23 protein-coding genes and 1 pseudogene are annotated in these 22,154 nt (G+C 65.5%); 9 read left to right on the forward strand and 15 right to left on the reverse strand.

The genetic code is table 11. The annotated features are described in order from the left end of the window. Positions 1 to 221 precede the first annotated feature (221 nt). Positions 222 to 1,802 carry a DUF6777 domain-containing protein gene (locus tag GM1_RS19870; RefSeq protein ID WP_157436227.1) on the forward strand — a complete coding sequence of 527 codons (1,581 nt, stop codon included), beginning with the start codon at positions 222 to 224 and terminating at the stop codon, positions 1,800 to 1,802. 138 nt (positions 1,803 to 1,940) lie between these two features. Here the strand turns inward: GM1_RS19870 and GM1_RS19875 are convergent, their stop codons facing one another. Beyond that, a complete protein-coding gene (locus GM1_RS19875) occupies positions 1,941 to 2,393 on the reverse strand; it encodes a TY-Chap domain-containing protein (protein ID WP_008381903.1) in 453 nt (150 codons plus the stop codon). Between the two features lie 317 nt (positions 2,394 to 2,710). Between GM1_RS19875 and gdhA the strand changes: the two genes are divergently transcribed. Next, positions 2,711 to 4,054, forward strand: coding sequence for an NADP-specific glutamate dehydrogenase (gene gdhA / locus GM1_RS19880; protein WP_008381905.1), 1,344 nt, complete (start codon positions 2,711 to 2,713; stop codon positions 4,052 to 4,054). A 10-nt stretch (positions 4,055 to 4,064) separates the two neighbouring features. On the opposite strand, the gene GM1_RS19885 is transcribed toward gdhA, so the two are convergent. The 4 genes and pseudogenes from GM1_RS19885 to GM1_RS19900 form a co-directional block, all read right to left on the reverse strand. Then, positions 4,065 to 4,754 (reverse strand): hypothetical protein, encoded by a 690-nt coding sequence (locus GM1_RS19885; RefSeq protein ID WP_008381906.1) that lies wholly within the window; start codon positions 4,752 to 4,754, stop codon positions 4,065 to 4,067. Continuing rightward, positions 4,751 to 5,491 (reverse strand): DUF5642 family protein, encoded by a 741-nt coding sequence (locus GM1_RS19890; protein WP_008381908.1) that lies wholly within the window; start codon positions 5,489 to 5,491, stop codon positions 4,751 to 4,753. Before GM1_RS19890 ends, GM1_RS19885 begins: the two co-directional genes overlap by 4 nt. A gap of 109 nt (positions 5,492 to 5,600) precedes the next feature. Continuing rightward, complete coding sequence (locus GM1_RS19895; protein ID WP_008381910.1) at positions 5,601 to 6,269, reverse strand: hypothetical protein; 669 nt, start codon at positions 6,267 to 6,269, stop codon at positions 5,601 to 5,603. A 28-nt stretch (positions 6,270 to 6,297) separates the two neighbouring features. Then, positions 6,298 to 7,106 (reverse strand): annotated as a pseudogene (locus tag GM1_RS19900) (thioesterase family protein). Between the two features lie 47 nt (positions 7,107 to 7,153). Here GM1_RS19900 and GM1_RS19905 point away from each other — a divergent pair. Beyond that, a complete protein-coding gene (locus GM1_RS19905) occupies positions 7,154 to 7,723 on the forward strand; it encodes a TetR/AcrR family transcriptional regulator (protein WP_008381914.1) in 570 nt (189 codons plus the stop codon). On the opposite strand, the gene GM1_RS19910 is transcribed toward GM1_RS19905, so the two are convergent. Both GM1_RS19910 and GM1_RS19915 read right to left on the reverse strand, forming a co-directional pair. After that, entirely contained in the window at positions 7,720 to 9,270 is a 1,551-nt protein-coding gene (locus GM1_RS19910) for an MFS transporter (protein ID WP_008381916.1), read from the reverse strand. The genes GM1_RS19905 and GM1_RS19910 overlap by 4 nt on opposite strands. Next, positions 9,270 to 9,821, reverse strand: coding sequence for a TetR/AcrR family transcriptional regulator (locus GM1_RS19915; RefSeq protein ID WP_040520834.1), 552 nt, complete (start codon positions 9,819 to 9,821; stop codon positions 9,270 to 9,272). Before GM1_RS19915 ends, GM1_RS19910 begins: the two co-directional genes overlap by 1 nt. Positions 9,822 to 9,904: 83 nt before the next feature. Between GM1_RS19915 and GM1_RS19920 the strand changes: the two genes are divergently transcribed. Next, complete coding sequence (locus GM1_RS19920; RefSeq protein ID WP_008381918.1) at positions 9,905 to 10,762, forward strand: LLM class flavin-dependent oxidoreductase; 858 nt, start codon at positions 9,905 to 9,907, stop codon at positions 10,760 to 10,762. 1 nt (position 10,763) lies between these two features. Here the strand turns inward: GM1_RS19920 and GM1_RS19925 are convergent, their stop codons facing one another. The 3 genes from GM1_RS19925 to GM1_RS21775 all read right to left on the reverse strand — a co-directional run bounded on the left by GM1_RS19925 (position 10,764) and on the right by GM1_RS21775 (position 13,937). Continuing rightward, complete coding sequence (locus GM1_RS19925; protein ID WP_008381920.1) at positions 10,764 to 12,107, reverse strand: MFS transporter; 1,344 nt, start codon at positions 12,105 to 12,107, stop codon at positions 10,764 to 10,766. 284 nt (positions 12,108 to 12,391) lie between these two features. Then, positions 12,392 to 13,312 (reverse strand): SDR family NAD(P)-dependent oxidoreductase, encoded by a 921-nt coding sequence (locus GM1_RS19935; protein ID WP_008381922.1) that lies wholly within the window; start codon positions 13,310 to 13,312, stop codon positions 12,392 to 12,394. A 73-nt stretch (positions 13,313 to 13,385) separates the two neighbouring features. Next, positions 13,386 to 13,937: a TetR/AcrR family transcriptional regulator gene (locus GM1_RS21775; RefSeq protein WP_157436229.1), complete on the reverse strand. Its 552-nt coding sequence runs from the start codon at positions 13,935 to 13,937 to the stop codon at positions 13,386 to 13,388. Between the two features lie 103 nt (positions 13,938 to 14,040). Between GM1_RS21775 and GM1_RS19945 the strand changes: the two genes are divergently transcribed. The 4 genes from GM1_RS19945 to GM1_RS19960 are packed head-to-tail and all read left to right on the forward strand — an operon-like array spanning position 14,041 to position 17,298. Beyond that, the gene (locus GM1_RS19945; RefSeq protein ID WP_008381924.1) at positions 14,041 to 15,117 is read left to right on the forward strand and encodes a beta-ketoacyl-ACP synthase 3; all 1,077 of its coding nucleotides are present in this window, start codon (positions 14,041 to 14,043) and stop codon (positions 15,115 to 15,117) included. Next, the gene (locus GM1_RS19950) at positions 15,114 to 16,031 is read left to right on the forward strand and encodes an AvrD family protein (protein WP_008381926.1); all 918 of its coding nucleotides are present in this window, start codon (positions 15,114 to 15,116) and stop codon (positions 16,029 to 16,031) included. The genes GM1_RS19945 and GM1_RS19950 overlap by 4 nt, the downstream gene beginning before the upstream one ends. Further along, positions 16,028 to 16,519: a hypothetical protein gene (locus tag GM1_RS19955; RefSeq protein WP_040520829.1), complete on the forward strand. Its 492-nt coding sequence runs from the start codon at positions 16,028 to 16,030 to the stop codon at positions 16,517 to 16,519. Before GM1_RS19950 ends, GM1_RS19955 begins: the two co-directional genes overlap by 4 nt. Beyond that, a complete protein-coding gene (locus GM1_RS19960; RefSeq protein WP_008381930.1) occupies positions 16,516 to 17,298 on the forward strand; it encodes an AAA family ATPase in 783 nt (260 codons plus the stop codon). The genes GM1_RS19955 and GM1_RS19960 overlap by 4 nt, the downstream gene beginning before the upstream one ends. Here GM1_RS19960 and GM1_RS21780 read toward each other — a convergent pair. From GM1_RS21780 to GM1_RS19975, 3 genes are all read right to left on the reverse strand, one after another. Continuing rightward, positions 17,292 to 17,909, reverse strand: a complete 618-nt coding sequence (locus GM1_RS21780; RefSeq protein ID WP_008381932.1) for a TetR/AcrR family transcriptional regulator — start codon at positions 17,907 to 17,909, stop codon at positions 17,292 to 17,294. The two genes, GM1_RS19960 and GM1_RS21780, sit on opposite strands and share 7 nt — an antisense overlap. A 45-nt stretch (positions 17,910 to 17,954) precedes the next feature. After that, a complete protein-coding gene (locus tag GM1_RS19970; RefSeq protein ID WP_040520830.1) occupies positions 17,955 to 18,695 on the reverse strand; it encodes a hypothetical protein in 741 nt (246 codons plus the stop codon). Between the two features lie 291 nt (positions 18,696 to 18,986). Continuing rightward, positions 18,987 to 19,250 carry a DoxX-related protein gene (locus GM1_RS19975; RefSeq protein ID WP_008381936.1) on the reverse strand — a complete coding sequence of 88 codons (264 nt, stop codon included), beginning with the start codon at positions 19,248 to 19,250 and terminating at the stop codon, positions 18,987 to 18,989. 248 nt (positions 19,251 to 19,498) lie between these two features. Between GM1_RS19975 and GM1_RS19980 the strand changes: the two genes are divergently transcribed. Beyond that, complete coding sequence (locus tag GM1_RS19980) at positions 19,499 to 20,878, forward strand: trimethylamine monooxygenase (protein WP_008381937.1); 1,380 nt, start codon at positions 19,499 to 19,501, stop codon at positions 20,876 to 20,878. Positions 20,879 to 20,932: 54 nt separating this feature from the next. Here the strand turns inward: GM1_RS19980 and GM1_RS19985 are convergent, their stop codons facing one another. Both GM1_RS19985 and GM1_RS19990 read right to left on the reverse strand, forming a co-directional pair. Continuing rightward, positions 20,933 to 21,391 carry a nitroreductase family deazaflavin-dependent oxidoreductase gene (locus GM1_RS19985; protein WP_008381939.1) on the reverse strand — a complete coding sequence of 153 codons (459 nt, stop codon included), beginning with the start codon at positions 21,389 to 21,391 and terminating at the stop codon, positions 20,933 to 20,935. A gap of 261 nt (positions 21,392 to 21,652) precedes the next feature. Continuing rightward, positions 21,653 to 21,979: a hypothetical protein gene (locus GM1_RS19990; RefSeq protein WP_157436231.1), complete on the reverse strand. Its 327-nt coding sequence runs from the start codon at positions 21,977 to 21,979 to the stop codon at positions 21,653 to 21,655. Between the last annotated feature and the right edge of the window lie 175 nt (positions 21,980 to 22,154).

Here is a 22,154-nt window from a genome sequence, read left to right on the forward strand (position 1 = left end):
CTAGCAGCAGGGATAGGCCGCCCGCAAACAGTTGGCACACAACGGACGGGTCGCGGGTCGCTTCGGACATCAATGCGCCGTTCGAAGGGCACCCGGTCATCCATTCGGTTCAATTCCGACCCGTGGGGTGACGCTTGCGCACCGATTGGCGATGGACTGGACGAGACGGTCGGGTCTCTGGTGTGGAGTGCCCGGCCGACCAGACCGACCAGGGAGCACCCATGACGTACCCACCGGGATATCCGCATCAGCCGCAACCCGGCTTCGGCGGGGCTGCGGCGGCAGCGTACGACGCGCAACGGCGCAGCCGACGGCGGACGACGATCATCCTGTCTGCCATCGTGGCGATCCTGTCGGTCGTGCTCGCGCTCGGCGCGATCAAGGTCTATCAGGACAAGACCGGGAACATCATCATCCCCGCGTTGAGCCTGCGTGCAGCCGACGACGCGGGACCGGATCCGTTCACCCCGTCTGTCGCGCTCGCCCACAACACGACTCCTCTCAAGAACCGCACCCGCGGCACCGGCCACCAGGGCGTCCGCGTGGTCAGCGGCACAGATCCCGGCTTGTACGCCACCACCGGAACCTCGTCGTGCGACACCGCCGCCCTCGGCAACTACCTCAACTCCAACCCCGCGGCCGCGTCGGCCTGGGCGAGTGTCTTCGGCATCCGCACGTCCGACATCTCGTGGTACCTGAACACACTGTCGCCGGTGGTGCTGACCGCCGACACCTGGGTGACCAACCACGCCTTCCGCGGTGGCGTCGCCAGTCCGTTCCAGTCGGTCCTGCAGGCGGGCACTCCGGTGTACGTCGACTCCATCGGCGTGCCGCGAGCGGTCTGCTCATGCGGCAACCCGCTCCGCCCTCCTGCCTCAGCTCCCGTCGGCGGCTACCGCGTGATCGGCGACCCGTGGCACGACTTCCACACCCGCGACGTCGAACGCGTCGTGTACAACACGCAGCACGTCACGATCGTCAACAACACGACCACGGTTGTGAACCAACCCGCCGCCCCGGCGCCGCTGGCGCCGTTGACGATTCAGAACCTCGTCACCGGACTCACCGAGATCCTGAACATCGGCGGCACCCTCGACCTGCCCGCGCCTCCGGCCGACGTCAAACTCCCGGACCCGGCAGCGCTCAACACGGCACCGACGTTCACCGCAGGCGACGCCGATCAGAACGGCACCGTCGACGGCAGTGACGCACCGGCCGAGGCCGTTGTCGAACGAGCGCAGGAGAACAACGACGCGCCCGTCATCGAAGCGTCGTCGAGCACCACTGTGATCCCGTCGGACGGCGCGACCACGACTGTCGAGACTCCAGGTGCCGAGACCCCCGGTGTCGAAACACCCGGCACGACTCCGGGTGTCGAGACTCCCGGCACCACCCCGGGAGTCGAGACACGGGGCATCACGCCATCGGACGCCTCCGTCCCCACCACGGAGACCACGGTCGCCACGACGCCGACCGACTTCGGTTCGTCCACCGGTGACACGATCGGATCACTGACGTTCACCTCCGGCGGCACCAGCGTCACGTGCACCCTGCCGTCGAGTTTCGACTCTTCGACTGTCACCGCCACGTGCAGTGACTCGGTCAGCCGTGAGTTCAACGCGTCCGACCTGTCGCAGTCGACGGTGAGTTCGGCGGTCTCGTCGTCGAGCGATCAGATCTGGCGGGTCACGCCTGTCGGTTCCACTGAAAGCCTCGCGGTGACCACTGCTTCGTGGCAGACGCTCACGACGACCACGTCAGAGAGCACAGAGACCGAGACTTCGGTGGAGCCCACCGAGTAGTCCTGACCTGGTCGTCGGGCGACGTCGACACACCTCGACTGCGCTCGGCGAGCGGGAAGGAGCGGTCGGCACGCCTCGACTGCGCTCGGCGATCGGGAAGGATCGCTCGGCAGGCGGAAAGGTTCGCCCGACGAGCGGTCAGGTGAACTCGCGCCAAATGTCGTTCTCGTCGGCGAGAAGATAGGCGGGATCGGGGACGCCCCACACTTCGCGGAGTGCGTATTCGACGGCGATCGCGGCCTCGTCGACATGCCTGCGCTCGAATTCGAGGATCAGTGTGTCGTCGGCTCGGCGCCAGCCGCGGTCCCGGAGCATCCGGACCCGACCAGCCTGCTCGCGTTCGTCGGCGGAGAGCTGGTCGACCTCGATCATCAACGCCAGGCCGTCGTCGCCGATATAGGCGGCTTCGAGTTGTGCCGTCATCCCGCTCCAGTTGGCGACGGCGTCGTACACGCTGAACGGGTACCCGCGGGTGAGGTCGGAGAGGTAGTCGGCCAGTCGGATGCGGAAGTCGCGCCACCGCCCGTCGAGCTCGGCGTCGAACGCGGACTCGTCGAATCCGCTGATGTTCTCGGTGATCGGGTCGGTCACAACACACCTCCGAAGCAGGCGGGGAGCTGGCTCGTGTCCCACGGTAACGCGATCACGGCGGCCGGCGGTGGATTACCTCGCACCACACACCACATTTCTGTCGTATGACGTCGCCGTGACACCGACGTGTCACATCGCACAAAAACAGGCCCAAGGTTTCACGAGATCGTTACACACGGATACAGTGACGCCCGGAATAGTCCGGTAGGTCGAGTACGTGTTCAACGGCGCACACGTACGAAAAGGATCGCCGTGGCCGAGCGACCTTCAAGCATGCCGCGGGTCGCTCTCATTCGAGTAGAGAGTGATACCACCCAATGAGTGACTGGGCCCCCCAGCTCCACGACATCTACGACGTCGTCAACCGCCGTAACCCCGGTGAACCCGAGTTCCAGCAGGCCGTTCGCGAAGTCTTCGACTCGCTGAGCCCCGTTGTCGCCAAGCACCCCGAATACGTCGACGTCCTGACTCGCATGTGCGAGCCGGAGCGTCAGATCATCTTCCGCGTCCCGTGGACCGACGCCAACGGCGACGTCCAGATCAACCGCGGTTTCCGTGTCGAGTTCAACTCGGCCCTCGGCCCGTACAAGGGTGGCCTGCGTTTCCACCCGTCGGTGAACCTGTCGATCGTCAAGTTCCTCGGCTTTGAGCAGATCTTCAAGAACTCCCTGACCGGCCTGCCCATCGGCGGCGGCAAGGGCGGTTCGGACTTCGATCCCAAGGGCCTGTCCGACCTGGAGATCATGCGCTTCTGCCAGTCGTTCATGACTGAGCTGTACCGCCACATCGGCGAGTACACCGACGTTCCGGCAGGCGACATCGGTGTCGGCGGCCGTGAGATCGGTTACCTGTTCGGCCAGTACAAGCGCATCACCAACCGCTACGAGTCCGGTGTCCTCACCGGCAAGGGCGTCTCGTGGGGCGGCTCGCTGGTCCGCCCGGAGGCCACCGGCTACGGCGCGGTGTTCTTCGTCGACGAGATGCTGAAGTCGAAGGGCGACACGTTCGAGGGCAAGAAGGTCCTCGTGTCGGGTTCGGGCAACGTCGCGACCTACGCCATCGAGAAGATCCACCAGCTCGGCGGCACCGTGATCGGCTGCTCCGACTCGTCGGGTTACGTCATCGACGACAAGGGCATCGACCTCGAGATCCTCAAGGAGGTCAAGGAGGTCCGTCGTGCACGCCTGAGCGAGTACGTGGCTCTGCGCGGCAACGGAACCAAGGTCGGCACCGAGGGCTCGCTGTGGCAGGTCCCCGCCGACATCGCTCTCCCCTGCGCCACGCAGAACGAGCTCGACGAGAACGATGCCAAGGCGCTCGTCGCCAACGGCTGCATCATCGTCGGTGAAGGTGCCAACATGCCCACCACGCCGGAAGCCATCAAGGTCCTCCAGGCCGCCGGCGTCGGCTACGCGCCCGGCAAGGCCGCCAACGCAGGCGGTGTCGCCACCTCCGCGCTGGAGATGCAGCAGAACGCGTCACGCGACTCGTGGAGCTTCGAGTACGCCGAGGGTCGCCTCAACGCGATCATGCGCGACATCCACCGCAACTGCCTGGAGACCGCCGACGAGTACGGCGACCCCGGCAACTACGTCACCGGCGCCAACATCGCCGGCTTCGTGAAGGTCGCCGACGCGATGAACTCGCTCGGCGTCATCTGACCCCCAGACGTCAGGCCTTCTCGGCCACCTTGTCGACCGCACGCGCGAACGATTCGTCGAACGCCGTGCGGTCGATGGCGTTCGACCCGGCCATCGGCGCGTACTCGACGCGGACGACGTAGTCGCCCACCTTGGCCACGCCGCTCAGGGTCTTGGTGACGACCTTCTGACCGGACGAGCGGGCGGTGGACGTCTGCTGGTAGACGAGCACGTCTTCGCCTGCGAGTGCCGCAGGAGCGTCGAGCACCTTGGTGGTGACGGTCGCCTGCAGGCCTGCCATCGGACCCCGTGTGACCTTCCGCTTCACGGTTGCGCACTTGCCGGTGACCGCGGCACGGAACGAGGCGATGTCCCGGTCCGACACCGAGACCACATCGGTGAGCGTGGCCGCCGTGCCCTGCTGGGCGATGGTGATGCCCAACTGATCAGCTGTCAGATCGTCGGGCAGTACCCCCGACTGTTTGCACGACGCGGGCGTCACGGCGCTCCCGCCGGACGCTGCAGTCTGCTTCGCCAGCTCGATGATCTGGTCTTTCGGCACGTCCTGCACGTCGAAACCCGCGGGGAGCTCGTCGGCCGACAAGACGAGATCTTGCGGCATCACGGGACCCGACGCGTCATCCGACCCGCATGCGGCGAGCGCCAGAACCGCAACGACGCCGATCAGTCCGCCGGACAGGCGGAGACTTCGCTTCGTCATGCCTGATCCACAACCTTCGCCACGGCCTTGGTGAACAGTGCCTCGAATCCGGCGCGGTCCGGGTCCTCGCCCGGCACCATGTTCGTGGCCGTCACATTGATCAGGTAGCCGTCGACTTCCGCCGCACCCGTGAGAGTTCGCGTCTCGACCGTCTGACCACCCACCTTTGTGGTGGTCACAGCCTCGACGACGATGGAGTCGTCAGCGTCGACCTTCGGTGTGTCGAGCACGTTCTGCTTGACGCGCGAGGTCACCTTCTGGCCCTCCATCTCCATCGTCATCGTCATGGAGGAGCACTCGCCGGTGACCTGCTTGCGGTAATTCGAGACCGTCGTCCCACCGACTGTCACCATCTCCGTGAGACTGGCGGTCATGCCCTTCGTGGCGACGGCGAGACCGATCTTGCCGAAGTCGATGTCCGGGATGGCGTTCACATCGCCGCACGACGCCGGGGTGAAGGTGGCGCCTTTCGTCGCTGCGCGCAGCTTGTCGAGCGTGTCGTCCATCTGGCTGAGCGGGATCTCCTGCGCCACATAGCCTGCGGGAAAGTCCTTCGGAGTCAGCACGAGCGCTCGGACCTTCGCCGGGTCCGCGTCCGACTGCGTGGTGGTCGACGCCGCCGACCCCGCATCGCTCTTGACGGCGTCGCCGTCCGTGCTGCAACCGGCCACAAGACCGATCGACGCCGCGCAGGCGAGCGCAGCGCCCGCCGTCTTACTGAAGATGTTCCGCACCATGACTCCTGCTCACGTGAGGGGCGTGATGTGCCCGAGACGACATTACGGGCCAGGGTGTGTCATCTGTTCAGTCGTCCACGATTCGTGCCGATCTCGGCACGCGGAGAGTTCAGCCGCGGGCGGCCTTTGTGACCGCGGCAGCCACCGTCGCGTCGAAACTCGTCCGATCGGGCATCGATCCGTCGGCCTTCACCGCCTGGACCGTCACGAGATAACCGTCCACCTGGAATCGCCCGATGAGCCCCTGTCGTTCCTCGTCGTCGACAGTCGACACCTGGCGGAACGTGACGCCGTCGAATCCTTCAATCGTCGCGGGCTGCACGTCGGCGCTGGTGATGACCGCGGTTGTGCCCTTGGCCGGACCTGCAGTGAGCTTCACGGTGACCTTCGAGCACTCGCCCGACACGGCTGCGATCAGGCCGGTCGCCGATTCGGTCGACTGCGACACCGACTGGCTGAGCGTGGACTGGCCGTTGACCGCGACCACACTGCCCGTCTCCGAATCGGATGGCGCTTCGTGACTCGATTTGCACGACGCGGGGGTCACCTCGGCGTCGCGGCGACTGTCGTCGAACTGGTCGACGATCGTCTTCTTCTCGTCCTTGCCAAGGGTGACGACGCTGTAACCGGCAGGGAAGTCGTCTGCCGTGAGGACGGAGTCGAGGGCCCGCTGGACTGCGGGATCCACCGTCTCCGATTCGCTGCACGCTGACACGACCGCGACGACTGCGACACCGGCCAGGAGTGAGCCGACGGCCCTGAACGACTTCTGCGACATGCGCTTCAATCTACTGGGCGAGCCTCGCTCAGGCCGGAGCGTCCTTGAAGTAGACGAGCTGGTGGGTGGTCGCGAGCAGCACGTCGTCGTCGCCCCAGATCTGGCCGTACTGGTCGAAGTGGCCGCCGGCGAAGCGCGCGGCCTTCGCGGTGGCGAGGACCGGTCGTGATCCCTGCGCGGCCAGTTCGTCCGCGCTGGCGTGGAAGTACGTGGTCAGCGAGATCGTGCCCGCAGGCGCGTAGGCGCCCTTGCGCAGGAACACGCGGGGGAAGAAGGTGTCGGTGATGCTCGTCAGCGACGCGAAGTCGAGCGGCCGCTCGGGCAGGTCGCGGATCCACATGGTCGTCGTCGAATCGTCCAGGGCCCCGTCGTTCATCCCGCCGACGATGAAGCGCTTCTCATAGTTCCGCGCCCATGCGATGAAGTCGGGAAGTCGACGGCCTCGACGGAGTCGGAATCGGGTGCCTGCGGGGCCGCCGGCTCGGTGTCGGTCCAGGTGTCTCGTCGGATGCCGAACACCGCGGTGCCGGTGGCGACGGTGCGGTCCTGCTGGTCGATGGTGAACGTCCAGTGCTGGTTGGTGCGGTTGGTGCGCACCGGAACGAGTGTGAGGTCCCAATGGCCTTCGGCGATGGGTGCCACGTAGTTGACGGTCAGTGCGAGGGGGTCGCCGAGCGCGTCGGGGTGCTTCTGCAGTGCGCTGACGATCGTCGCCGCGGTGATGCCGCCGAACGGCCCGACCATGTTGTTGTACGCCGGGTGCGTGGTGGCTCGGACGGTGTGAGCGTCCGTGTCGAGGGCGGTGACGGCTGTCGCTTCATCGAAGACGTGGGTCATGTCTCGAATCTAACAGAATGATCGTTCTACATCGCTATGCTGTGGTCATGACCACGACGCCCGTACGCGAACGCCTGCTGACGTCGGCGACGCTGCTCTTGCGCAGTCGCGGCGCCGACGGATTCGGGATGTCCGAACTCCTCGAGCACAGCAAGGTCGCCCGCAGGTCGATGTACCAGTACTTTCCCGACGGCAAAGCCGACCTGCTTCGCGTCGCCACGGCCGAGTCCGGCAAGGCAGTCGGAAACATGCTGAAAGCCGTCCTCGCCGAGATGTCCACGCTCGACGCGGTCGACTTCTGGGCCCAGCAGTGGGCCGATCTGCTGATCGAGAGCGACTACCGGCTCGGTTGCCCGCTGGCCGCCGCCTCGCTGAGCGCCCAGGAGTACCCGGCCGCCGCCGCGGAGGCGGCGACCGCATTCCGTCGCTTCGAGGGACTGATCGCCGACGCCTTCGTCCGGGACGGCCTCGACGCGGACGAGGCGGCCGCCGCAGGCTCTGTCCTGGTGTCCGGACTGGAGGGCGCGATCCTCACCGCACGCGCCACCCGCGACGCATCCGTCTTCCACACGCTCGCGGCTCACGCCCGCGCGGTCTGGGGCCCGAAGCTCGGTTAACCGTGACCGGCGTCGGGGTCCAGCGTGGTTCCGCGCGGGACGACGAACCAGACCGTCAGCGCCACGCCGAGCATGATCAGGCCGCCTATCAGGCTGGTGACCTGCATCGATTCGGTGAACGCCTCCCCCGCCGCCTCCGCGACATCGGGCAGTCCGGCTGCATTCGCGATGTCGACAGCCGCGCCGATCGATTCACGTGCCGGGCCCGCAAGCTCGCCCGGCAGTTTGGCGAGCTCGCCTGACGAGTCGAGGTCGGCGCGGTACATGACCGACGCGACGCTGCCGAGGATCGCGACGCCGAGGACGCTTCCGACTTCGTACGAGGTCTCCTCCATCGCCGCAGCGTTACCCGCTCGATGCTCGGGACTACCCGACATGATGAGGACCGAACCGACAGCCAGCGAGCCGATACCCGCTCCCACCAGGCACAACGCTATGACAATCGACGCGTATGTCAATTCACCCGGGATCAGGTAGATCACGACCATGCCAAGCCCGGACAGACCGATCGCTCCGGCCAGGACCGCTCGCGGACCGATCATGCTCGCCAACTTCGGGGCGATGAGCGACGCGCCTGCCGCGGCGAGCGCGAGCGGGATCAGCTTGACACCGGTGGAGATGGGCGAGCTGCCCTCCACGCTCTGCAGCCACTGAGCGAGCAGCAGCAGAGCCGCGGCCATCGCGAACATCGATCCGAGCGCGCCCGCGATGCCGCCGGTGAACGGACGGCTGCGGAACAGTCCGACGTCGAGCATCGGATCGTCCTGCCGCAGACTGCGTCGGACGAAGACCGTCAACGCGATCACCGCGAAGGCGAAGACGACCCATGCGGACGGAACGGCGAGACTCGATTCCTTGCCGAACTTCTTGATCGACCACATCAGCGCGATCATGCCGCTGAACGACAGCCCGATGGTCGGCCAGTCCCAGGCGCCCGGCTTGTCGGACACCGACTCCGGGAGCAGGAGTGCGCCGGCGATGATGGCCAACACCATCAGCGGAACGTTGACGAGGAACGCCGAATGCCACGAGAGGTTCTCGAGCAGAACACCGCCGACGAGGGGGCCGATGGCCGCACCGAGACCGGCGATCGCCGACCACAGCGCGAGCGCCATCGCGCGCTGCTTGGTGTCGGTGAAGATGGTTCTGATCAGCGACAAGGTGGTCGGCATGATCATGGCGCCACCGATGCCGAGCATGGCGCGGATCGCGATGACGGCGCCGGCCGAGTCGACGAACAGCACCAGTAGTGAGGCCAGCGCGAAGATCGTGTAACCGGTCAGCAGCAGGCGTTTGCGGCCCCAGCGGTCGGCGACGGCGCTCGACGCGACGAGCAGGCCGGCGAGTACGAGCGAATACACGTCCACGATCCAGAGGAGTTGCTCCCCGGACGGCCGGAGGTCGCTCGTCATCGTCGGCAGCGCGATATTGAGGATCGTCATGTCCATGGTGATGACGAGCAGGCTCATAGAGAGCGTGATCGTCGCCGCCCATGCGCGGCGGGTCGAGATCGGCGGCCGATCCGGGGTGGTCGTGGTCTCGGTCATCAGTTGTCCTCGGGGTGATTCAGGAAGGGCGCGAAGGCGCGTTGCAGGTCGGCTTTGGAGACGGGGGCACCGCGAATGGCGGCGTGCACGCACGCGCCGTCGGAGATGATCGCGACGGCGAGCGCGTTGTCGTGGCCGATGTGTTCGGCGAGCGCTTCGATCATGCCGTCAGTCCACCGTCGGGCCAGTTCACGCACCTGCGGGTCGAACGTGGCCGTCGAGTTGAGGGCGGCGGCAGACGCGACGCTCCGCTGATCGGAGAGGTAGTCGAAGAGATAGTCGACGAGCCGATCCGGAGCACCGGCCGGATCGACGACGAACTCGTCGCCGATCTGTTTCAACGTGCGATCGATGTCTTCGACGTGAAACGCCAGGGCCGCCTGGCGGAGGTCGTCGATGGACGTGAAGTACGCCGTCGTCGACCCCAACGGAACGTCAGCGCGAGCGGCGACCAGTCGATGCGTCAGTTTGCCCGGTCCCACTTCGGCGATTAGGTCGGCCGCCGCCTCGATGATCGCTTGACGCCGCGCCTGCGGGTCGTGCTTCGCCATCAGCTCCTCCAATTCTGTACGTTTGTACATGTACTTTTGTACAGAATCGACGACACTTCGGCAACCACGGCTACTCTGAGGGCATGCGATACGGGATCTGCATCCTCCCCGACATGCCGTGGCGCGACGCGCACCCGCTGTGGCAGCGAGCCGAGGACATGGGCTTCCACCACGCCTGGACGTACGACCATCTCGTGTGGGGCGGACTGCCCGACGCGCAGTGGTTCTCCTGCACGCCGACGCTCGCCGCGGCGGCGAGCGTCACCGAGCGGATCAAGCTCGGGACCTACGTGATCTCGCCGAACTTCCGTCACCCGGTGAGCACGTCACGCGAAGTGCAGACCCTGGTGGACATCTCCGACGGCCGACTCCTGCTCGGCCTCGGCGCCGGCGGAACACCGGACGACGGTCTGCTCGGTCAGGCCCCGTTGACGCCGAAGCAGAAGGTCGACCGGCTTCAGGAGTTCACACTCCTGCTCGACCGCACCCTTCGAGACGACCACGTCGACGCCGACGGCTACTACTACTCGGCCCGCGACATGCGGCTGGTAGGAGGCGACGTCCGCTCCCGAGTGCCTCTGATCCTCGCAGGCAACGGGCCGCGGTCGGTTCGGTTCGCCGCCCGGACGGGCGACGCCTGGCTGACGACCGGACCGTCGACCGACAGTCTCGACGTCTGGTTCACGGCCGTCGCCTCCAACCACGTGCTGGCCTCCGACACTGCGGCCGCCGCCGGGCGAACGATCGACACCTACCTGAATCTGGCGAGCGCACCAGCGTCGGCCCTGGAGTCGGTCGGTCGATTCGACGACCTCGTCGGCCGCGCGGCCGACATCGGCTTCACCGACGTCATCGTCCACTGGCCGCGCGACGACGAGCCGTACCGCGGCGACATCGCTGTTCTGGACGCTCTCGCCGACCGCGGTTTCGACAGTCCGTAGGTCACACCGACGTCGACGAGATGTCGGAGGTGAGGTCGCGTCCGCGCGATTCCCGCAGCTGCGAGATGCCGACGATGGTGATCGCGGCGCCCGCGACCATCAGCAGGCTCAGCGGAATGCTGGAGTCGTCGTTCATGTCCACCAGCCACGCCGCGATCATCGGAGTGAAGCCTGCGCCGAGGAGGCTGGCCATCTGGTACCCCATCGACACACCCGTGTACCGGACCCCGGTGCCGAACATCTCCGACAGCATCGGCGCGAGCGGCGCGTACAGGGCGTTCTGCATGACCATCGCGATCATCAGTCCGATGGTCAAGACGAAGACCGAACCACTGCCGACCATCGCATAGAGCGGGAACGCGAAGACGATCGCGCCGACGGCTCCGGCCAGGCTCACAGTGCGCCTGCCGAGACGATCCGACAGTGCAGAGAAGAGCGGAATGCAGACCAACGCCGTGAAAGAGGTGAACAACAGCGTCCGAACCACATCCGACTTGTCGTATCCGACAGCGGGCCCGTACGCGAGAATGTGCGAACTGATCAACGCGGTCATCACGAACGGTCCGATGCCGACGGCGGTCGCCAGAATCAGAGCTCGGGGCCGGCGGAGAACCTGCAGTGCCGGGATCCTCTGGCTCTTGACCGCCGACGCCTCCTCGACAGCCTGGGCGAACACCGGACTCTCCACCACACTCAGCCGCACGTAGAGACCGATCGCAAGAAGGATCGCGCTGATCAGGAACGGGATTCGCCATCCCCAGAGCATGAAGCTCTCATCCGGCAGCGCCGTCACCGCCAGGACGGCGACCGTCGACGCGAGGGAACCGAGCGGCGAGCCCATCTGCATCACACCGGCAAGCGTGCCGCGCTTGTCGCTCTCGGCGTGCTCGATCACCATGAGCGCCGCGCCGCCCCATTCGCCGCCCACCGCAATGCCTTGCACAAGTCGAAGAACGACGAGCAGGATCGGCGCCGCGATTCCGATCGTGTGAAAGGTCGGGAGCACGCCGATGAGGAAGCTCGCCCCACCCATCAGCGACATCGACAGGATCAGCATTGACTTGCGGCCGAGCCGGTCCCCGAAGTGCCCGAACAGGACTCCGCCGAGGGGCCGTGCCACGTAACCCGCCGCAAGAGTGCCGAACGCGGCGATGGTCGACACCGCCCCGTTCGACGACGGGAAGTACAGCCGCCCGAAGACGAGGGCCGCCATCGTGCTGTACAGCAAGAAGTCGTAATACTCGATGACGGTGCCGAGAAGGCTCGACATGACGACGCGCCTCACCTGTCCACGCTGGTCGTGCACTGTCTCGTCGGTTGACGCCGATGATTGAAGGTCGCTCATGGGATTCCTCTTCAATGGATGGGAAACGTCTGGATCGGCAGATGCGACAGCGAAGGCTTCGATGGCCGCCTGGGCAGAGACGGGTCCGAACCCGAGACGCGGCGAAGGCATGGAGGCCGGCGGCCAGATGATCGACTTCCTCGGACACCGTTTTGGTGTCTGCAGCGCGTGCGGCTTCAAGCGACTCCCTCGGGTTCGAAACCGTTGAAGCTGGCTTCGAGAACTTGCCGACGATCGGGGCACAACGCGAGTTGTCATCGGCCTGTTCGGCGACCAACGGAAGGTCAGCCCACCGACACCCGGGCAGCCACTGTCTCACCGATGCCGTCGGGACGGATGTTCGGATTCGACCACGACGGCGGCTCCAGCCGCGGCAGCACGCTCGAGCCGTCGAGACTGTGCACGTCCAACTCGGTGTCCCATGGGTAATGGAGGCTGAACGTGACCAGTCCCGTCCGCTCGGACGCAGGCTGAACACACATGGCGAGCACCGTCTCCGCCAAGTACTCGACCGGCTCGGTCTCGAAGCCCTCCGGAATCAGCGCGGCAGCGCCGGGAGTCATGATCGCCGTGGACGGTCCCACGACGTTGACGGCGATGTTGTCATCGACCAGCTCCGCGGCGAGCCCCTGCGAGAATCGATGCAGCGCCGCCTTCATCGACGCGTAGATCACGTCGCCCGCATCCTTGTTGTACTCCCGGAACGGGCGGATCGGATCGAGCCCCGTCGACGATCCGATGTTGACGATCCATCCTGCTCCGGCTGAGCGCATGTGCGGAAGCGCCGCCTGCGACAGCGCGAAAGGCGCCCGCAGGTAGTGCTCCACCGTGCGGTCGAACGTCGCCATCGACATGTCGGACACCACTGAGTAGTCGGCGTACCCCGCGTTGTTGACCAGTATGTCCAGGCGGCCCGTCTGCTCGACGGTCTCACGGACGAGCCGCTCTCGGTCGGCGGGATCGCTGATGTCCGCGGTGATCACAACCGCCCGGCCTCCTGCCGCCTCGATCAGCGCCGATGTCTCGTCCACAGTGCCGGCCAACGACGTCGCGGTGTCGGCACGAACCGACGGTGACACTCCCCTGGATCGGGCGCTGACCACCACCGTCGCACCCTCTGCCGCCAAGCGTTGCGCGATCCCCCGGCCGATTCCCCTACTACTGCCGGTGACCAACGCGGTCTTTCCGGCCAATGCGGATCCCATTGCGCTCCTGTCATCTCACGACGAGATCGGACTGCCCGACTCGTCGTACACCTGAGGGTGGGCCGTCCGGCCGTCAACTACTACCGACTGATCCCATCCTCCGGGAGCTCTGGCAATCGGAACTGAACAGGCCGTCGATGAGCGCGCGAACGACTTGATCCCGGCTCTGTGTCTCGCGCGATGTCGTGAGGTCTCGGATGAGAGTCGCCACCAGTCTTTCCGCAACAGAATCGTTCGCCCCGAGCGCTGGGCCCCACAACTCACGTTCGACGCCGACCGCTCCGGATGCTCCCAGCGCCTCCACTGCCTGGGTCGCAAGGCGTGGCAGATAGGGGTCGGCAGACGACGCGTCGACGATCCGAACCACCCGATCGGCAGCCGTTCCTCCGCCTTCATCGATCGACACCGGCAGAGCGCGCCACGCGGCGCGGTAGCACTCGCGAAACAGGCCACGCTTGTCTCCGAAATGAAAGTGGATGGCCCCGACGCTGCACTCCGCGGCTACGGCGGTTCGCGACAACGACGTACGAGCGAACCCGTCGGTCGCGAACAAGCGCGTGGCCTCCAGCACAAGTCTTTCGCGGACCGGGGCCGCAGGGCGCGTCGCACCTCGGTTGACCGTCATGCGCATATCCCTCCAGACAGCCGGTGTCGCCCAAACAGCTGAACAAACCAAAGACTTTCAATTTGCTTGCACGCTATCACTGTACGTGAGTATGTTACCGACCATGATTCATTCAGACCCTCCCATCACCTCGGGCCTACGGCCGTCGCGTACCGGATTCCGCGGGGCGTCCCTGCTGTCCGTGGGTACCTATCGACCGCCTGACACCGTGACGAACGAGAACTTCAGAACGCCCACTGCAAGCGACCCCGACGTCTGGCTCCGACGACGGACCGGCATCAGGAAGCGGCACTACGCACGTGAAAACGACACCGTCGCATCGATGGCTGCCGCGGCCGCGCGACGAGCGCTCGAGGTGGCAGGCGTCGGCGCAGAGCATGTCGACACCGTCATCGTCGCGACGTCGACACACATGCTGTGCACGCCGCCCGCCGCCGCCCAGGTGGCCCACGAGATCGGCACCGCCAATGCCGCAGCGTTCGATCTGGCCGCCGGGTGCTCAGGATTCACCCACGCCCTCGCGGTCGCAGCCGACCTCGTGTCCTGTGGAAGCAGTGAGAACGTACTGGTGATCGGCAGTGAGAAGCTCACCACCCGCCTCGACCTCGATGACATCTACACCGCGCCTCTGTTCGGCGACGGCGCCGGAGCCGTGCTCATCGGACCATCCGACAGGGACGGGATCGGGCGAGTGGTGTGGGGATCGGACGGCGGACGGCGTGACTCCATCACCCAGACCGTCACGTGGGACGACTTCCTCCGCGATCGCCACGCGAGGCCGCCGGTCCTCGCCATGGACGGGCCGTCCGTGTTCCGCTGGGCGGTCGAGCTGGTCCCGAAGGTGGTGAAGGACATCCAGTCCCAGGTCGACGTCGAGATCAAGGCCTTCATTCCACACCAGGCGAACAAGCGGATCACCGACGCCGTCGCCCGATCGACGTCGCTTCCGCCGTCGGTGGCCGTCGCCGACGACGTCACCGCCTCGGGAAACACCTCAGCGGCGTCGATCCCCCTTGCGATGCAGACCCTCCTCGAGTCGCGTGCGGCCGCGCCGGGCGACATCGCCCTCGTCGTAGGTTTCGGCGCGGGACTCTGCTGGGCAGGACAACTGATCGAGCTCCCCGCCTTCCGATCGGCGCACGAACAATCCATTGCAACCGACTCGAGGGCAACCGCATGACTCTCACAACCGACTCCATCGACCAGTTGCTCGGCGACGCCGCCTACCGATACTTCGGCGACGGATTCCGAACCGTCGGACGCTCACTAGAGCCGCTCCGCCAGAGCGACGACCCGCTCGTGTACCACGCGCATGCACGGTTCTCGTACCCGGACACCTGGTCGGTGAAGTCACACTCGTCCACTCTGGTACCCCACCTGAGCAGCGTCGACACACTCATCATCGCCACATCTGCAGCTCAGACCGTGGTCGAGTCCGCCCTCGGCGTCCCCGCCGCGGCTCAACACGTGACGTCGGTGACGATCTCGGCGGGAGGTTCACCTGTCGAGAACCTCGACATGGTCCCGTTCACTCTGCGCCTGGAGCCGGCCGCCACCGATGAAGTCCACTCCACGGTTCACTTCACGATCGCGTCGATGCGTGGTTCCGTCGTCGTGACGCACCCGCACGTCGTCTCGTCCACGGTTCAGGCCGACGCTCACACCTCCGCGCATCTCCAGCCTGACGGGGCCGGGCCCCTGGACAATCATGTGGGCATCGACGACATCGACACATCATACGTCAGAACGGTGACCGGCAAGGCGACAGTCATCGCGACGTCGACAGGCGAGCTGACCATGGTCGACGCTCTCGTCTGCTCGGCGCAGCTTGCGCAGGTCCTTCTGTACAGGCTCGACGGGATCGACCGATCGCATTCGGACACCCTGTGGATGCGGCGACTGACGCTTGCATCCGAGACGGCTCGCAACGTCTCTGTCGGAACAGAGTTCACACCCGTCGTCACAGCGCGCCGCACCTCCGTGGTCACGATGGGCGGTTCACTCTGGAGGTCAGCCGACCTCGAGCTCACCGGATTCGGCGGTCTCACTGCGACATGCCGCGTAGCCCATCGCCTGCCGGGGGCGACGGTATGACTGTCATTCCGCTCCGCGTGGTGGTCACCGGCGACCCCTCAGACATCGAGAGTGCCGTCCGTCAGCTCTCGCCTGCATTCGGTGCTGTCGTCCCAGCGAGTCCGAGCGACTTTGCGCCAGGCGATCTGTGGGCGGCGATCGGTGAGTCGCTGCGCCGTTTCGATCGGCGAATCGCTGGAGAGGCCCGGCACTCCAGTCTCCTGTCGGCAGGCTCGGTCCTGGACGACTGGGCGGCACTGAACCGACACGTCACGTCGGCCACCGGAAGTCGACGCGATGACGCACGCTTCTCTCGGCGGTATCTGCGAATGCACAGGGACACGTCGATTCGACATGCGCGTGCCTCGTACGACCTGGTGATCATCATCGGAGACGTGACAGATCCCGAACTCGCAAAGCTCATCGACGCGAGCGGCCTGGCGGTCGCGACACCCGCGACGACTGCTCCCATAACTGAGTTCATCCGCCACCTGGAGAAGAACCTGTGACATCTACCCGCACATGGGCGCCTGCCCGGATCGCCGTCTCCGGCACCTACTCGACGGGAAAGTCGAGCCTCACCGAGGCCCTGTCGATCGCGACGGGGATTCCAAGAACTCATGCACTCACGTCGAGGGAGATCCTTGCCGAGATCAATCCGCGGAAGACTGTCATGGAGCTCGACTCGCTCGAATTGATCGAGCTCGGAATCCGTCGATACTCGGAGCGACTGACCAACGAGAACGGCATGACCCAGTTCGTCTCCGACGGATCCGTCATCCACGAATGGGTGTACGGTGCGGCGCGTGCTCAGACCGGGATCAACCCCGGAGCACCTCGGTTCCTCCAGATGCTGACACGGGCAGTCGGTCTCCGCAACGGCCGCGCGTACACGAAATACCTCGATCTGTTCGGTGAACTGGTCTGCGAGCGGGCCTCCTCGATGTACGACGCCTATGTGCATCTGCCCGTCGAGTTTCCGCTGATCGCAGACGGTCACCGTCCAGTGTCTGAACCGTTTCGGACGCTCTCCGACACGTTGCTCCGGGATGCTGTCAGCACCACCGGGCTGCCGGTTCTGGTGGTTCGCGGTTCGGTGGAGCAACGACTCTCCACCGTCATCGAACACTTCGGGCTTCCTCAGATCACCGAAACTCAGGAGGCCGTGGCCATCGCAGACGAACGCGTCCGGATGGCACACCGGCGTCTCGACGAGGATGCGCGCCGCCGTGCCGACGACCGCGGACGATCAGTTGTCCGAACGCTCAAGTACGCCGCGCGCTACTGAGAATCTGCGTCCGACAGCAACCCCGTGACCATTGCGACGAGCACTTGCTCCATCTGGTCTCGGTAGCCCGGACGTTCTGGATCCTCGGCGTAGGTCACCGCGCCGTCGAAAACCAGCTCGAGGACCATCCTGGCCGCGACAGTGATGTCGATTCCTTCTCGCAGTGATCCGTCCGCCGCCGCGTTCTCGAAAATCGATTGAACGAAGGGAACCGACTTCCGCTGTTGGATCTCGCGACGCCGGCCCTCCCCTAGTGCTTGTCCGGCCTGGCGAGAGAGTTCGCGCAGCTCGGGGCCCTCTGAGTAGGCATTGAGCACTGCCGCAATCGCTCCATGAATTGCCTGCCGAGGGGTGATCTCCTCCGGCATCACCTCGACGATCGACTCGAGCGCTGCACTGCATCGAGCTTCGAAGACCGCTGCGAACAGGCCCGGCTTATCGGCGAAGTGGTGGTACACCGCGCCTTTGCTCACGCGTGCGACTCGGCCGATCTCGTCCAGCCCGGTGTCGGCGTAGCCGTTGTTGATGAAGGAGTCGGCCGCGGCATCCAGGATCGCCTGCTTTGTGAGTTCCGCATACTCAGCTCGACGCGAACGAGTTCCATCAACCATGTGTGGAAGCGTACCGAAGTGGGCAGTCGATGAACGCCCGCCGCCTCATGGTTTCGTCGGGTTTGCTCTCCGCGTCGGTGCCCCGGCGGCGTCCGACAGGGCGTCGCGCAGCGTGACCAGCGCTTCGGTCCGAAGACCATACGTGTTTCCGAGGACGATCCAGTCGTCGAGCATGGTCTTCGTCTGATGCGTACGTGAGCCGAAATGGGCGCGGAAGTAGTTGTCGACGTCGAAGGGCGCACAAGCCCGCATGGCGCGCAGACCGATTCCGACGATCACCGGATTCACCGACCTCGGCTCGTGGACGCCGTACGCCGCGGCGACCGCTCGGCCGGCCTCGTCAGCAGCCGCGGCACCCGACCGCAACGTCGACTTGCAGATCCGCTGCTCGAACTCGGACACCTGTAACGCCGCCACCATCGGCATCACTGCCGCGGCTGCGAGAAGACCCGATGACACCGACCCGCTCGCCGCCCACCGCTCACCGCCGAAAAGCGTCTGTGCGATCTCACCGCCGACCGGTTCGGCGATGGTGAAGCGCGCCGCTCCCGGCTGCCACCAGTGGGTCATCATTCCGGAAGTCCAGGCCAGGACATTCGGGGTGAGCACAGCCCACCGGTGTTCGCCGGCGATGTCTCGCAGTGCTTCGATCTCGGACGGGACCTGCGACACCGAGGCGAGGACGACGTCCGGCCCCGCTGCGCGGAACAGTTCGGAGACATCCGATTCGATCACCGGCGCAGTGCTGATCACGATGTCCCAGTTGTCGGCGTCGACGTCGCTCACCGGCCACAGTTCAACGCGACGCACACGCGGAGACCGGCGGCCCCGCAATCGCGATGCTTGAGCCGTTCTGACGTCGAACATTCCCGTGGACTCGCGCACCCCGAGTGCGACGCGGGCATCCGAAGTGATCGAGGTCGCGAGTAGGCGCGCTATCGGGCCACTCCCGATGATCAAGACACGTGGACCCCCACCAGCACTGTTCACATACGAAAGTATGTCACAGGTCTGACGTATCTATTGCGGCATGAGCCCGGGACGGCACGCTCTTTGTGCCAGAACCGGGGAGTCGGGTCAGCCGCGTGCTTTCACAGCGTTGGCGGCGAGGTACGCGCCGTACAGGCCGAGAGCGACGAAGCCCGCCTTCCGGGTCTTCGGGATGGCGATCGCCGTCCCGATCAGCGTCTCCGCGGCGCCGTTCACCTGGATCGCCTTGGCGGTGTCGTCGGGGAACGCCGCCGCGGTGATGCCGTGAAACAGGCCCGGCGCCACGAAATGGGCGACACCTGTCGCCGCCAGTCCGATCCCGCCGATTGTCACCAGTTGCTCCGACATCATCCGTCTCGCTCTCGTTCGCGGCGCCGTCGACGACGGCGGCTCGTAGACCTGTCTACCCGAACATGTTCCGTACGTGGACGTCCTCGGTGAACTCGCCCGCCGCTCCGCAAATCTCCTAATTCTACTGAACAGCGTGAGTTTGACTTCGACGAGTGCAGGTACAGACAGTAGGAGTGCCTGAGAACCAGGTTCCGGCCCGGTGACGGGCCGGTGATCCGAGGGAGATTCTCTCGGTTGGAAAGGTAATCGTGCAGCGAAAGAGGATCGCGATCATCGGCGCGGGGCCGAGCGGAATGGCAGCCCTGCGAGCGTTCAAGTCGGCAGAACGAGGCGGCACCGACGTGCCCGACGTCGTCTGTTACGAGAAGCAGGACGACTGGGGAGGACAGTGGAACTTCTCCTGGCGCACCGGAACCGACCGCTACGGTGAGCCCGTCCACTCCAGCATGTATCGCAACCTCTGGTCGAACGGCCCGAAGGAGGCGCTCGAGTTCGCCGAATACACCTTCGACCAGCATTTCGGCCGCCCCATCTCGTCGTACCCGCCGCGTGAGGTCCTGTGGGACTACATCAACGGTCGCGCCGTGGAGTCGGACGTCAAAGATGCTGTGTTGTTCGCACACGCCGTACGTCGTGTGGAGTTCGACTCCGAGTCCGAGCGTTTCACCGTCACCGTCGACGACTTGCGCCACAAGGCCACGATCACCGAGGTGTTCGACGAGGTCATCGTCGCGACCGGGCATTTCTCCTTTCCGAACGTCCCCGACTTCGAGGGCATCGGCACGTTTCCCGGTGAGGTTATCCACGCGCACGAGTTCCGCGGCGCGGAACGTTTCGCCGGACAGCGGCTGCTCCTCATCGGCGGCTCCTACTCGGCCGAGGACATCGGCATCCAGTCGCACAAGATGGGCGCCCGCCAGGTCACGATGAGCTACCGGACGCAGCCGCAGGGCTTCGCCTGGCCCGACGGAGTCGACGAGGTCCCCGAGGTCGCGCGGTTCGACGGGTCGGTGGCCCACTTCGTCGACGGAACGTCACGCGAGTTCGACGCCGTGGTGCTGTGCACGGGGTACCTGCACCATTACCCGTTCCTGCCGCACGAGTCCCGCATCGACTCCCCGAACAACTTGTATCCCGACGGCCTGTACCGCGGCGTCACGTGGCAGAAGAATCCCCGCCTGCACTATCTCGGCGCCCAGGATCAGTGGTTCACGTTCAACATGTTCGACGCACAGGCATGGTTCGTCCGCGACCTGATCCTCGGACGCTTCGCGCTTCCCGACGCCGACGAGCGTCAAGCGCACATCGACGAGTGGAAAAGCGCGTACGCGGAGGTCGCGACCGACGAAGCCGCCGTCCGCTTCCAGGCCGATTACATCCGCGACCTCATCGAGCAGACGGACTACCCGATGTTCGACCTCGACGAAGTGGTCGCCACGTTCCTCGCGTGGAAGGCCGACAAGAAGGTAGACATCCTCACCTACCGGGACAAGGCGTATCCCTCGGTGATGACCGGAACCATGGCGACCGTCCACCACACCGCATGGATGGACGAGCTCGACGACTCCCGAGAGCGGTACCTCTCGACTCAGCTCGACGCGGACGAGGCGTCGGAACCGGTGTCCTGACCGTTTGCGCTCGGCCCCGCGCACCGGCGGGGTCGAGCGTGCAGCGTCGCAGCCCTACCGAGGATCGACGCGGAACACCGAGCATCGGCCGGCGAGCGCTTCGAACTCGTCGGGGCGTCCTTCCGTGACCAGGCCGGAACTCCGCATGAACTCGACTCCGGTGGGGACCAGCGTCGGGAACTGTCGCAGAAGAGGACGAGATTCCTCCACGGACATCTCGACCAACCGGACGGGCGTCGATCGCTTCCCGAGGCCCACGGTCGCATCGGGCCGTGCCTGAGCGTTTCGCACCCAGTCCGCGCCGGGAAAACCGCCGACGATGTACCGGTGACCGTCGACGATCATCGGCGTCACCGGGGTCCGACGTTCTTTGCCCGACTTCCGTCCGACTGTCGTCAAGATCAACGGGCCCTTGTCGCCGCCCACCCCGAGACGACCGAGCAGGATCATCACCTTGTTGATCGGCTTGAGCCACCACGGAGGTGCCGGGTTCGGCGTCGTTGCCACGGTCATCTCACTCTCGTCAGCGACTGATCTGCGCCAACCAACCTACCGGCGGCGTTGTCGCCCTGGGAGTCAGTTCCCGCTCACGAATAGTTCATTAGCGGGAAGGGACGCCTGGGGCGGAACCCCAGAGCACAATAGACCGGATGCTTCGGAAGCATCCGGTCTCTTGGTTATAGGAAGTGCTCGGCGAGCAGGTGCCGGTCGCGAAACATAGAGAAGACCACTCTGACCCGGTCAGAGCGATCTTCTTACGTACTGGGTGCTCAGCTACCGGTTCTGGGAACCTCCGGATTCTCCGCCCCAGCGCGACGGATCGGAGATGTTTCTGCGGTCCTTGCTGATACCTGCGTCGAGGTAGTCGGCGAACGTCTCGTGATGCTCCACGAAGCCTGATGTGATCACGAAGATCGGGCCAGGTGGTCGGGCAGGTGCATCATGTGGCGTACAGAGCATGTAGATGTCGCCGCCAATCCCGTCGGTGCCGCCGACGGGGATCACTTCTTCCCAATCGGTGATCTCCGGTGGATACGTAAGGCCGGCGATTCCGATGCCCCACGAGTGTTCGCGCGAGGCTATGGCCTCTGCCCACGGCATGCGGAACATAGGTTGCGTCGGGTCGGGTGGCTCGATCAGTATGTCGCCGCCAAACTCATCGGCCGAGAAGAGGTTCCAAAACCCCTGCTGTTGACGCCACCCACTCGCGATACTCAGGAACTCGCGGTACCCGGAATCTGGTCTGGCTCGTCTTGCCCGAACTCATCAGCGACCA

The sequence above is a fragment of the Gordonia malaquae NBRC 108250 genome, from assembly GCF_000344135.1.
In the GTDB taxonomy this organism is placed as follows: Bacteria; Actinomycetota; Actinomycetes; order Mycobacteriales; family Mycobacteriaceae; genus Gordonia; species Gordonia malaquae.